This is a genomic window from Leptolyngbya sp. ST-U4, from assembly GCF_039962215.1.
GTDB lineage: Bacteria > Cyanobacteriota > Cyanobacteriia > Elainellales > Elainellaceae > Leptolyngbya_A.
This window is the reverse complement of record NZ_JAMPKZ010000027.1, coordinates 1-12,591: the sequence shown is the minus strand read 5'-3', so window position 1 is coordinate 12,591 and position 12,591 is coordinate 1. Positions and strand designations below refer to the sequence as shown.

General features: G+C 51.0%; 11 protein-coding genes and 1 tRNA gene. 5 read left to right on the top strand and 7 right to left on the bottom strand.

Annotated features, from left to right (window positions below; all coding sequences use genetic code 11):
- Positions 1–169: 169 nt before the first annotated feature.
- Entirely contained in the window at positions 170–688 is a 519-nt protein-coding gene (locus NDA02_RS23045) for an Hsp20/alpha crystallin family protein (RefSeq protein ID WP_190794667.1), read from the bottom strand.
- 542 nt (positions 689–1,230) lie between these two features.
- On the opposite strand from NDA02_RS23045, the gene argF reads away from it, so the two are divergent.
- On the top strand, positions 1,231–2,157 hold the full coding sequence (argF, locus tag NDA02_RS23040; RefSeq protein ID WP_190794668.1) for an ornithine carbamoyltransferase: 927 nt from the start codon (positions 1,231–1,233) through the stop codon (positions 2,155–2,157).
- Between the two features lie 322 nt (positions 2,158–2,479).
- On the opposite strand, the gene NDA02_RS23035 is transcribed toward argF, so the two are convergent.
- Together NDA02_RS23035 and NDA02_RS23030 are read right to left on the bottom strand one after the other, a co-directional pair.
- Positions 2,480–2,564 (bottom strand) — tRNA-Leu (locus tag NDA02_RS23035).
- Positions 2,543–3,415 (bottom strand): M48 family metallopeptidase, encoded by an 873-nt coding sequence (locus NDA02_RS23030; protein WP_190794669.1) that lies wholly within the window; start codon positions 3,413–3,415, stop codon positions 2,543–2,545. The genes NDA02_RS23035 and NDA02_RS23030 overlap by 22 nt, the downstream gene beginning before the upstream one ends.
- Positions 3,416–3,576: 161 nt before the next feature.
- Between NDA02_RS23030 and NDA02_RS23025 the strand changes: the two genes are divergently transcribed.
- From NDA02_RS23025 to NDA02_RS23015, 3 genes are all read left to right on the top strand, one after another.
- Positions 3,577–4,209, top strand: coding sequence for an HD domain-containing protein (locus tag NDA02_RS23025; protein ID WP_190794670.1), 633 nt, complete (start codon positions 3,577–3,579; stop codon positions 4,207–4,209).
- Between the two features lie 92 nt (positions 4,210–4,301).
- Positions 4,302–6,356 carry a thioredoxin domain-containing protein gene (locus NDA02_RS23020; RefSeq protein ID WP_190794671.1) on the top strand — a complete coding sequence of 685 codons (2,055 nt, stop codon included), beginning with the start codon at positions 4,302–4,304 and terminating at the stop codon, positions 6,354–6,356.
- An 11-nt stretch (positions 6,357–6,367) separates the two neighbouring features.
- A complete protein-coding gene (locus NDA02_RS23015) occupies positions 6,368–7,252 on the top strand; it encodes a LysR family transcriptional regulator (RefSeq protein WP_348256020.1) in 885 nt (294 codons plus the stop codon).
- A 208-nt stretch (positions 7,253–7,460) separates the two neighbouring features.
- On the opposite strand, the gene NDA02_RS23010 is transcribed toward NDA02_RS23015, so the two are convergent.
- On the bottom strand, positions 7,461–7,886 hold the full coding sequence (locus NDA02_RS23010; protein ID WP_190791352.1) for a thioesterase family protein: 426 nt from the start codon (positions 7,884–7,886) through the stop codon (positions 7,461–7,463).
- Positions 7,887–7,970: 84 nt separating this feature from the next.
- Here NDA02_RS23010 and NDA02_RS23005 point away from each other — a divergent pair, with 84 nt between their 5' ends.
- Positions 7,971–8,348 carry a helix-turn-helix domain-containing protein gene (locus NDA02_RS23005; RefSeq protein WP_190791355.1) on the top strand — a complete coding sequence of 126 codons (378 nt, stop codon included), beginning with the start codon at positions 7,971–7,973 and terminating at the stop codon, positions 8,346–8,348.
- 125 nt (positions 8,349–8,473) lie between these two features.
- On the opposite strand, the gene NDA02_RS23000 is transcribed toward NDA02_RS23005, so the two are convergent.
- From NDA02_RS23000 to accC, 3 genes are all read right to left on the bottom strand, one after another.
- Positions 8,474–9,262 carry a sulfite exporter TauE/SafE family protein gene (locus NDA02_RS23000; protein WP_190791353.1) on the bottom strand — a complete coding sequence of 263 codons (789 nt, stop codon included), beginning with the start codon at positions 9,260–9,262 and terminating at the stop codon, positions 8,474–8,476.
- A gap of 590 nt (positions 9,263–9,852) precedes the next feature.
- Positions 9,853–11,322 (bottom strand): 9,9'-di-cis-zeta-carotene desaturase, encoded by a 1,470-nt coding sequence (gene zds / locus NDA02_RS22995; protein ID WP_348256012.1) that lies wholly within the window; start codon positions 11,320–11,322, stop codon positions 9,853–9,855.
- A gap of 65 nt (positions 11,323–11,387) precedes the next feature.
- Positions 11,388–12,591: acetyl-CoA carboxylase biotin carboxylase subunit (gene accC / locus NDA02_RS22990; protein ID WP_348256011.1), on the bottom strand; the 1,204-nt coding region annotated here is incomplete at its 5' end.

Sequence of the window (12,591 nt, the reverse complement as noted above, 5' to 3'; positions counted from 1 at the left end):
TTTATTAAACCATTGGTGTACCAATACAAAAATGGTGTACCAATACAAAAATACAAAAAAGCAAGAGGCGATCGACCTCCTGCTTATTGCGCTATCTGTTTAACTCAAATCTAATTTGTCTAATTTGCGTGTCGCTTACTCCAGAGGCGGCTCAAAACCGCTTAAGCTCTTAGCTGTTGGCTTCGGTAGCCTGTGCCTCATTCGATCCGGTGACGGCTGCTGTCGCGGGTTCGGTCGTCGGCTCGATCGTAGGCTGAGCCAAGTCTGTCAGATTCAGCTTCACCACTTTGTTGCGAACTTCGACGACTTTGGGCAGCGTCAGGGTCAAGATGCCATCTTTGTATTCGGCTTGAACCTGATCGTTCTGCACAGTAACCGGAAGCGGCACAATGCGGCGGAATTTACCGTAGCGAAACTCGGACTTCATAATGCCGTTGGTTTCGCCCTGCTGCTCACTGCGATACTCACCGGAGAGAGCAACTGCTTCACGGCTCACTTCAACGTTGATATCTTTCACATCCATGCCGGGAAGTTGAGCTTTCAGCGTAAATGTTTCACCGCTATCATGTAGTTCGATCGCCGGAGCCCAGCTGTATTCGCTCGGTACTGCAATCTCATCAAACACTCGATCCATTTGACGGCGGAGCGTTTCCATTTCGCGCCAAGGATTCCAATATCTCACTAACATCGCTCTATCTTGTGTGGGGTAATTGAAACGTTTAATCCTCATGTTTTGATTATGTCTTGCACCTCAACCCGGAGACAGTGAGGAGAACTGTACAGGAATGGTGAAGTTTCCCGAAAAAAGACGATCGAGTGAATAAGTAAGCGCATTGTACGCAAACAATTTTTGAAGCTTAAGTCGAGTTGAGAGGTAACAAAGCGGTTTGCTAGCTTGAAGGTATGGCAAAGTACTTCAAATTTCAGTCGTTACTTAAGTAAGTTACTTGAGTAAACGGACAAAGCCTGAGCCTACCAACTGCTGTGCCAACACTTGTAATCCGATTTCTTTTGGAGATTTATTCAGGCGAGTAGGATAAGAACGGCTCCCTCTTTGCTGATGCTCGAATTCAGTCTGCTGAGTCAAGCCCCTAGGCGGTAGAAGGAAAAAGTTCTTGGTGACAGAACGAGAATTGCTCAGGAGTTGAATTGAACACTGCACGATCGCAGAAAATCTGGTAGGGTTTTAGTTTCCGGAATTCAAGAAACCCCTACTATCAAGCTTCAGAAATGAGCGTAGCGACATTATATGGGCGGGATCTGCTAAGCATGGCGGATTTAAGTGTGGCAGAACTGCGGGATTTGCTGGATCTGGCGATCGACTTGAAAGCAAAGAAGCTCAACCCGCGCTGCGAAAAGATTCTGGGTCTGCTGTTTACCAAAGCTTCGACACGCACCAGAGTTAGCTTCTCGGCGGCAATGTATCAAATCGGCGGGCAAGTACTGGATCTCAACGTCAACGTCACCCAGGTGAGCCGGGGAGAACCCGTGGAAGATACAGCGCGAGTGCTCGATCGCTATCTGGATGTGCTGGCGATTCGCACCTACGAGCAGCAGGAGCTTGAAACCTTTGCCCGCTATGCCAAAATTCCCGTGATTAATGCTCTCACCGATCTGGAGCATCCCTGTCAGGTGTTAGCCGACTTGCAGACCATCAAAGAAGAATTTGGACAGCTCGACGGTTTAACGCTTGCCTATGTCGGCGATGGCAACAACATGGCAAACTCCCTGATGTTGGGCTGTGCCTTAAGCGGTATGAACGTTCGGGTTGCTGCTCCTGCTGGCTTTGAACCAAACGCCGGAGTTCTGGAGCAGGCAAAAGCGATCGCAGGCGATCGAACCGAAGTGACCCTCACTCAGGACGCGCAAGCCGCCGTTCAGGGCGCACAAATTGTTTACACCGATGTTTGGGCGAGTATGGGACAGGAAGATCTGGCAGACAGCCGCATTCCCGTTTTTATGCCCTACCAGGTGAATGAAGACCTGATGAATAAAGCCGACTCAAAGGCGATCGTGCTGCACTGTCTTCCGGCACATCGCGGCGAGGAGATTACAAACGGCGTGATCGAAGGCAACCAATCGCGGGTCTGGGACGAGGCAGAAAATCGGCTGCATGCTCAAAAGGCATTGCTGGTAAGTGTGTTGGGCGTGGAGTGAACAAAGTGGATTGAAAGAGAGGGAATTGAATAAAAAAAGAGGGAAGAGATAGTGTCCCTTCCCCCGATCGGTTTGAATTTTGATTAGATGGGTTGCCGTCCTTCAGTTTCTTCCGCAGCATTTGAGTTTGTTTGCGGAGCTGTCGCTGTCGGGCACTGCCGCCTTTTCCTTTATCGTTTCTGCCCTGCTTGCGGGGAGATTCCCATCGCTTCAACCGTTGAGCCATGATCCGAACCCTCCTCGAATTTAATCTTGCTTGAGTAATTCAGCTTTACTAATTCACTTCTTTACTAATTTAATTTTAGTAATTTACTTAAGTCTATGGGCAGAGGGAGAATCGAACTCCCATGAGGGGTTACCTCGCCACATTTTGAGTGTGGTGCGTCTACCAGTTTCGCCATCCGCCCTTTTCAGCCTCATCATTATAGCGCATCGATCGCTTCTGGAGAATCCCTGCGTATTCCTGGCTGCTTGCCCAACGATCGACTTCTCTAGCTCTAAGTACCGGGAGGGGATGGCTTAGCGGCGTGGTTTGCATCTGGCGCAGCAGCTTGCCCACATCATCGGTGGTCATGGTGTCATACGATCGCGCCTGTGCTAAAAATGCATCCAGATTGAGCTGAGAGGCAAGCGTAGGCGAACCGCCACTTAGTTTCATGAGCACCGAGGCAACCACACGCGGCTCTTGAGCAACCAGCAACGCAGCGCGATCACAGGTAAATTCTGCACAGCGCACCCATTCCATTAACTGAGTCTGCAAACTCTGTGCCAGCACCGCACCCCAGGAGGGAACCTGTCCGGCAGCCAGCACCAGCACATTCACTAGGGTCATATAAACACTGTGTTCGCACTTGAGATGCCCCAATTCGTGAGCGATCACTGCCTGGGTTTCTTCAGATGTGAGCATATCAATCAGCGATGTATGCAGCACAATAAACGGCTGTTTGCCTCGCATTGCAAAAGTGTAGGCATTGGGAACCGGATGCTGCCGCACATAAAGCTGAGGCGGTTCCAGGTCAAGAATTTTGCAGGCTTCCAGCAGCAGCTGATGTAAATGAGGCAACTGCTGATCGCTCACCAAAATGCTAGACGCAATATTTTCTAAATAGAAGAATCGTTCTGCCACAGGTCCAAGCACCGATCGCACAACTAAATCCATCCCCGGAATCTGCTTGAGTGCCTGAGTTGCCTCACGATCGAGCGGATGGCGAAAGTCGTTAGAAGTTAAACCGACCAGCAGAGATTTGGGAAGAGACATAGGGGCAATCGTGTGGTGAAAAAGTGCCTGCTCCCATTCTAATCAAACCCCCTACATACCCACTGATTCAATCTAAACGCGATCAAGACGCTCACCCCCTCATCTCCCACCCCCATTCACACTAAAATAAAGCGTCAGCCCACCTCCCTCCACCTCCCACCGTGCAGCAACGACTCACCCAACAAATTCAATTCATCCTGGAAATTGATCGCCTTAAGCACATCCTGCGGCAAACCCTGCTGGTCGATGCATCACGGCAGGAAAACAGCGCAGAGCATTCCTGGCATCTGGCAATCATGGCGATCGTGCTGGCAGAGTACGCCCCTGCGGGAACAGACATGAGCCGCGCGATTCAAATGCTGCTGATTCACGATCTGGTTGAAATTGATGCAGGCGATACCTTTTGCTACGACGTGCAGGGCAATCTGGACAAAGCCGATCGAGAACAGCGTGCCGCCGATCGCATTTTTGGCTTATTGCCGCCGGATCTGGAAGCCGAGCTGCGTCTTTTATGGGAAGAGTTTGAAGCGCGGGAAACGGCAACGGCTCAATTTGCGGCTGCACTCGATCGCATTCAGCCCCTCTTGCACAACTACAAAACGGCAGGCGGAACCTGGAAGAAACACGGCGTTTCGATCGATCAGGTCTGGAAGCGGATGGAACCGGTTAAGCAGGGCACGCCTGATTTGTGGGAGTGGGTCGAAGCAATTGTGGCGGAGAGTGTGGCTGCGGGATATATTCGATTACCCCTGCGGGAAACTGCGGAGCAAGCGGCGCAGCAGGCAACTCTATAGGAAATGACTGAGGCAAGCAGCCCTTTGTCATCAGCCCTTCGTAAATCAAGCTAAAACGCTAGACTCAACAGTGAAGCGTTCCGGCTGCTGTTATGACCAATCGCCTCGCTCAGACTCAGAGCCTTTATCTCCGCAAACATGCCGATAACCCGATCGACTGGTGGTCGTGGTGCGATGAGGCATTAGAGAAAGCAAAACAGGAGAACAAGCCGATTTTTTTGTCGATCGGCTACTCTAGCTGCCACTGGTGTACGGTGATGGAGGGCGAAGCGTTTTCTGATCCGATCGTTGCCGATTATCTAAACGCGAACTATGTGGCAATTAAGGTCGATCGCGAAGAACGCCCGGACATTGACAGCATTTATATGCAGGCACTCCAGCTCATGACGGGACAAGGCGGCTGGCCCCTGAATGTGTTTCTGTCGCCGCACGATCTCCTGCCTTTTTATGGGGGAACTTACTTTCCGCCAGAGGCGAAGTACGGGCGACCGAGCTTTTTGCAGGTCATTCAGGCACTCCGAAATTTTTACGACACCGAGGCAGTCAAGCTTCAGGCAGTGACGGACGAGCTGCGGGAACGGTTGAAGCAGGGCGCGACGATCGAGGGAAATGGCGAACTCTCTGAAGAACGCTTGCAGGAAGGGCTACGGGTCAGTCTGACGGTACTAGCCGCGAAGGGAGGAGGGCCAAAATTTCCCATGATTCCTCACGCGATGACTGCCCTGCACAGTGTTCGGTTTCAGCACAATGACCCGGATTTGAATCGGCTGACCGTTTGCCAGCAGCGCGGCATGGATCTGGCATTGGGTGGCATTTATGACCATGTGGCGGGTGGGTTTCATCGCTATACGGTTGATCCGACCTGGACAGTGCCTCACTTTGAGAAAATGCTTTATGACAACGGGCAGATCATTGAGTATCTGGCGGAGCTGTGGGCGATCGGAATTCAGGAACCTGCCTTTGCCCGATCGATCGACGGTACCGTCCAGTGGCTTCAGCGCGAGATGACGGCTCCTGAAGGGTACTTTTATGCGGCGCAGGATGCGGATAGTTTTCCTCGTCCAGACGATCGTGAACCAGAAGAAGGCGCGTTTTATGTCTGGAGCTATCCAGAACTAGAGCAGATTCTCACGCCCGAAGAATTGACCATTCTGGAAGCCGAATTTAGCGTCAATCCGGCTGGCAACTTTGAAGGCAAGAACGTTTTGCAGCGATCGAGGAGCGGTGAACTTGCTTCGACCGCAGTCGCCGCGCTAGAAAAACTATTTACCGTGCGCTATGGAGCCTCTGCTCTGGACACCACCACATTTCCCCCAGCACAGAACAATCAGCAAGCAAGAACTTTGCCCTGGAAAGGACGTATTCCGGCGGTGACCGATACCAAGATGATCGTCGCCTGGAATAGTCTGATGATTTCGGGACTGGCACGATCGGCTGCAGTCTTGCAAAACGGGGCGTATTTCGATCTGGCAGTCAGGGCGGCACAGTTCATCTTGAATTACCAGTGGCAGGATCACCGTCTACATCGGCTCAACTATGACGGGCAGGTCAGCGTCATTGCTCAATCGGAAGACTACGCGCTACTCATCAAAGCTTTGCTTGATCTGCATCAGGCAAGCTTGAGTCTGGGACAGGACGGTCAACAATGGCTCGCTCGCGCCCAGGAAGTGCAGTGTGAGTTTGAAGAATTTCTCTGGAGTCGAGAGCAGGGTGGCTACTACAACACCGATGCAGTGAGCGATCTGGTTGTGCAGGAACGCAGCTACGGTGACAATGCCACACCTTCTGCAAATGGAATCGCCGCGATGAACCTGATCCGGCTGTTTCTGCTCACGGAAGATTTGCAATGCTTCGATCGCGCCGAGCAAACGCTGCAAGCTTTTAGCACTGTGATTGAGCAAATTCCGCAAGCCTGCCCTAGCTTAGTGAGTGGGCTGGACTGGTTCCGCTATCCGACGTTGATCCGAACCACGCCTGACGAAATCGCAAACCTTGCTCAGCAGTACTTGCCAACGATCGCCCTTCGCCTCGACTCACACTTGCCCCCCGGTGTAATGGCAATGGTCTGCAAAGGCTTGAGCTGTCTGGAGCCTTCTACCGAAAGCGAACAAATGCAGCGTCAGATTCAGAAAGCGTTGGGCGTTTAGGATCTGTGCCGATCGAATTTCGCCATTTACGCTACTTTGTCGCGGTTGCTGAGGAACTGCACTTTGGTCGTGCCGCCGAGCGGTTGCATATTGCCCAGCCACCGTTGAGTCAGCAAATTCGGCAGTTAGAAAATGAGCTGGGTTTTCAGCTGTTTCACCGCACAAAGCGATCGGTCGCCCTGACCGAAGCCGGAGCCGTTTTTTTGCAGGAAAGTCGCCGGCTGCTTTATCAGCTTGAGCAGGCAATCCAGACTGGACGGCAGGTTAGCCGGGGCGAACAGGGGCAACTCGTCATCGGGTTTGTCAGTTCTGCGGCGTATAACGTGCTGCCGCCGATTCTGCGATCGTTTCGGGCGGCTTTTCCTGAAGTGAAGCTAGAACTGCATGAACTGACGACCGATCACCAGCTTCAGTGGCTCAGCGATCGTCGATTAGATGTGGGCTTGGTGCGTCCGCCGATCGACGATCTGCTGTTACAGGTGCAAACTATTTTTCAGGAACCTCTGGTGCTGGCACTGCCCGATCGCCATCTGTTTGCCCAGGAGCCGATAATTTCGCTCAAGGCGATCGCTGCCGAGCCATTTATTCTGTTTCCGCGATCGCTGGCTCCCGGCTTGTATGACCAAATCATCAGCCTGTGTCAGCGAGCCGGATTCAGTCCCACCGTTGTACAGGAAGCGATTCAGATGCAGACGATTATTAGCTTAGTCGCCGCCGAAATTGGGATTGCGATCGTCCCCGTCTCCCTCAAAAACCTGCAACGAACGGGGGTGATCTACAAGCCTTTGCAGGAAGAAACACCCCAGGCAGAAGTGGCGATCGTTTGCCGTAAATTGGACGTCACGCCAACTGTCCAGCGATTTTTAGATTTAGCCACTCAAATGACTCAAAGTTAAAAATTTAGGCATTCCTGAATCAGGAAATCATTCTCGAAACCATTCTGCTGTTTCAGGGTTACAAATATTCTGTAATCAATTGGGCGATCGTCATCTTAAAGCATGAGACAAATACTGACCTGTTTCCTGCTTTTTCAGCACACTTTTCTTCAGCACACAAGCCGCTTTACCCGTCGCAGATTACCTCAAACTTCAATTGTTGTATTGCTTACGCCACAAACTCTTGATACTTCTGCTTTAACCTTTCTGGCATACGAATCGGCTTGTTGTTTTGTAAATCAACAAAAATACCAACTTGTTCACCAAGAGCCGCTACTTTGCCATTGACAGAGATCACTGCATTAACAGTCCATCGCAGCGATTCCATTATCTCGATCCACATCTTGCCGGTTGGAACGTCAGAAATTTTGATGGGCTGCTTGTAATCAATTTTTGTCTGCACAATGACAGGCGCAATTCCATTTTTGAGTTGTTCGTCCAACGGGAAATGACGGGCTAGCATCTCTAAACGTAAATCTTCTAACCAACGAACGTAAACAATATTGTTGACAACACCCGCAAAATCAATATCGTAAGTTCTAACGGGTAGATGAATTTCGACCTCAAACAGTTGCTTCTGTGCCGTTGTGTCCATGTTTAGCTTTTAATTTGCAAGTTAGGCTGTAGCTTAGCAAGAATAGCTTGTAAAATGCAAGTAACTAAGCTGCTATATCTAGCCATGATCCAGCCAAAACGCTCTTCTTGCCCTGTCTCCTGTACGCTAGATTTGATTGGCGATCGCTGGACGTTACTTGTCATCCGAGACATGATGTTCTTTGGAAAGCAACGATTTGAAGAGTTTTTAGAATCCCCTGAGGGAATCTCGACTAATATCTTGGCAAACCGCCTCAGACTGCTTGAAGAATTAGGTTTAGCAGAAAAGCAGCCTTACAGTAACCATTCCCGTCGAATGAACTATCAACTCACCGAGAAGGGAAAAAGCTTGCGTCCTGTTTTGAAAGTCATCACTGCTTGGGGTTTGAAGCATATTGCTGACACACAGATTCCTCAAAGTAATCCGTCGGATGCCAGTAACTGCAAAGCAACTGAACCATGAATCCCGATAGGCAAACTTTCAACCATCGTCGCCACAGACATCTTAAGCAGTACAACGTTCCCCTAGGCGCTAGTAACCTTGAACTCAGCATCAATGACTTGCGACTTGCGGCTGTAAGGGGGTTGTTATGAGGCTGGCTTGTGCTGCGCCAGCTTCAACGCTGACAATAGTAGAATTGGGCCCAAGATTAGATACAACAGAGAACTTGATACATACCTTAAAAGATTACTGCCAATAAATGCACCCAAAATTGAACCAGATGCCATTGAAATGATAAATCTTTGCTCTGTTTTAACTTCCTTAAGTCTTTGTTGGCTTCTGTACTTAAACAGACCCATCAAAATTGTCGGAATGCTAATCGCAAGGCTCAAACTTCCTGCCAGCTTAATATCAACGGAAAATAGCAAAATGATTGTTGGGATAATCAACTCTCCACCTGCCACACCCAACATACTGCTGAATATGCCAATTACGATTCCTGCCAAAAATCCAAAGCTGATTCTTAAAAGGCTTGGTAGTTGCAAACTCTCAAGACTGAAAATGAGGTTATGCCCGACCAGCACAACGCTAAGAAAAATCAGAAAAGCGATGACAATTCGGTTTAATACTCGTTCGTTGATTCGCGTTGCATAATGAACTCCAACATAAGAGCCGATTAGAGAGCCTGCCAGAATGTTGATGATCACTGCCCAGTTCCCAGCAACATTTTCCAGCCTCACAACGCCGCTTCGAAAAATGAATGAAAATGTCACTGTGACAAGGCTGACAATGAGGTTGATGATAATTGCTTGTAGAGTTCGATAGTTAAAAACGCTGACTAGGACAGGTAAGCGGAACTCCGCACCACCCAGACCTATCAGTCCGCCAAGCACCCCAACCAAAGCACCCCAACCAAATGCCCAAAAATTTCGCATTCAACTCCTCCACTTCGTAACAGAAGTATTATGAGCGATGTGCTTTGAGGTTGAGGTAATCAATAGCAGCATTTAACTCTGACTCCCCCACAAATGGTTTCTAGCTGCACCCTCACCCGAAAACGAAGCCGGATAACTACTGATTGGGCTGGATATTTCCGTCTAAGACCCTGGAGTAGCGATATAGGCAGAAATAGTTTCGTCTAAGATCCCGATTCAGCTAGTTAGGTAGAAAAATTCAGGATAACTCCCCTTCATTGCCTCAAAGCTCGATCGCCTCAAACCAGTTCTCGTGAGCAGGTTTAACGAACTCTGCCCATTCCGCCTGATGAAAAAGAGCAGATCTGAAGTATGGGAACAAGAAAGCAAGTGAGCAAAACGATCGACAAGTTTTACGTGAAGCGAATCGCCAGTAACAGAGCGCAGGTGACTCGATCGTCCGAGATGCGTTTGTGCAAGGCAAATTGATGAGCCTTCTGGAGCGATCCGCCCAAAAAATGCTCAACCCCTCGTCCCTTGATTAAATCTAACGGGGGAGGGGTTTGGAGGAGGGAGGTTGGGCTTTGCCAATCGCCTAATCCTTAAATCGCCTAATACTTAAACAGTCCGGCTCCCTGAACTTTGTATCCGGTGGGTTCGAGGATGCGGGCAGCAGCTTGCTTGCCGGAGATGGTTGCGCCTTCCATGCTGTCGATATAGTCCTGAGCGGTGTAGCTACCTGCTAGGAAGAAGTTGGCGATTGGCGTTTTTTGGGATGGGCGGTAGGGGTCCATGCCGGGCTGTTCGCGGTAGAGGGACTGCGCCAGCTTCACCACGCCAAACCAGGTCATATTGAGTTCGCGGGATGAGGGAAACAGATCGTGAATTTGCTTCAGCGCGTGTTGAGCAATTTCCTCGTTGCTCATTTTGATAAACGGATCGCCGGGAGTGAGAACTACCTGCATCAGCGAACCCTGCCCTTCCCGGTAATAGTCCTTGGGACTGGTGAGTGCCAGGTCTGCAAAGCAAGAGAAATCGGCATCTGCGCTGTAGAGCAAATTGTCCATGCCTGCGGCGCGATCGACCTGCTTTCGCAAAGCCGGATCATTCATTTCTGTGACCCAGCCATCGAAGCGCATTTGCACCGTGACGACCGGAACCGCTTCCAGCTTGTAGATGTTGTTAAACTCCTTCCACTGGCGCCATTCCTGCGGCAGCAATCGCTGAATTCCGGGCACATCACAGGCGGCAAGGTAGGCATCGGCGGTAATGGTTTCTTCGGTGTTGCCCTGAGCAATAGATAAACCTGTGACGATCGTTTGTCCGTCGCGTTCCTCAAACAAAATGCGGCGCGTCTGGCGACGGGTGTGGATTTTTGTGCCCCGGTCTTCCAGGTATTTGACGATCGGCTTGTGCAGATATTCGTCGGGGGAGCCTGCCAGCAGATTCAGCCGTGAGGCTTCGGTTTTGGTCGCAAACATCAGGAAGATTGTCAGCATGCAGCGTGCCGAAATTTCCTCAGTGTCGATAAAGCCCAGGGCGAGGGCGATCGGGTTCCACATCCGCTTGAGGCTATTCTCAGAGCCACCATGACGGCGAAACCAGTCGGCAAAGCTGATGTTGTCGAGCGATCGAATCCACTGCATCGCCAGGTCATAGCTCACCAGACCGGGAACGACAGGACTTGTGCCAAGGGCGATCGCATTTTGCAGCTTGTCGATCAGCGAGAGCTGTTCGGTGGTAAAAAATGCCTTTAGCCCGTGGAACGGCGCACCGAGCAAAAACCGGAAATCGAGTTTGCCGACCTGCCCGCCGCGATTAATGAAATTGTGAACGTGTTCCTTGGGCAGCAAATTCTCAAACGCGCCCACATGCTTCATCAAGGCAAACAGGTTGTAATAGTTGTTGAAAAAGACGTGCAGTCCCATTTCTACATGGTTGCCGTCTGCGTCGATCCAGCTTCCGGCTTTGCCGCCGACAAACGATCGCGCCTCAAAAATCTCAACTTCGTGCCCTGCATCGACCAGCTCTACTGCTGCCGCCAGACCTGCCAATCCTGCACCAACGATCGCAACTCGCATTCCGCCCGTCCCCTAAGGTTCTCTTTACATATATTAAAGGAATGGGGAATCCTTGTAGCCGCCGTTTATTGCATCATCTGCTCGACAAAATTGGTGTAAACTTCCCCTTTCAAAAACTGCGGGTTGTCCAGAATCCGCTGATGAAAGCCGATCGTCGTTGAAAGCCCGGTGATCGCACATTCGCGGAGTGCCCGTCGCATTCGCTCGATCGCCGCTTCTCGATTGTGTCCCCACACGATCAGTTTGCCGATCAGCGAATCGTAGTAGGGCGGAATTTCGTAGTCGGTGTAAACGTGGGAATCCATCCGCACGCCAAAGCCGCCGGGGGGCAAATAGCCGCTGATGCGTCCGGGGTTAGGACGAAAGTTGTGGTCGGGGTCTTCGGCATTAATGCGGCATTCGATCGCGTGCCCCCGAAGCTGCACCTGATCCTGGGTCAGGTTGAGCTTTTCGCCCTGGGCAATCCGAATCTGCTCTGCCACCAGATCCAGCCCGACGATCATTTCAGTGACGGGGTGTTCGACCTGGATGCGGGTGTTCATTTCCATGAAGTAGAAATTGCCCGATTGATCGAGCAGAAATTCGACTGTGCCCGCGCCGATATAACTAATTGCTTGAGCCGCTCGAACGGCAGCACTGCCCATTTTTTCGCGCAGTTCGGGGGTGAGGGCTGGGCTGGGGGCTTCTTCGAGCAGCTTTTGGTGGCGACGCTGAATCGAGCAATCGCGTTCGCCCAGGTGAATCACGTTGCCGTAGCTATCTGCCAGAATTTGAAACTCAATGTGGCGCGGACGTTCAACAAACTTTTCCAGATACACGCCTGCGTTCCCAAAGGCGGCTTCTGCCTCGCCCTGGGCTGCCAGGAAAGATTTGATCAGCTCATCCTCCGTCCGTACCAGGCGCATTCCCCGTCCGCCGCCGCCCGCTGTGGCTTTGATAATGACTGGATAGCCGATTTCCTGGGCGATCGCCAGAGCCTCTCTCTCGTCCGTGAGCAATCCATCGCTGCCGGGAACGATGGGAACGCCGATGCGCTGCATAGTTTCTTTTGCAGTGGACTTATCGCCCATCGATCGCATCGCTTCCGGGGTGGGACCGATAAAGGCTATCTGGTGGTCGGCGCAAATTTCGGCAAAGCGGGCGTTTTCTGCCAAGAAACCATAGCCCGGATGAATCGCAGTCGCATTGCGGGTCAGGGCAGCAGCAATAATATTGGGAATGTTCAGATAGCTTTTGCTGCTGGGAGCCTCGCCAATACAGACCGCTTCG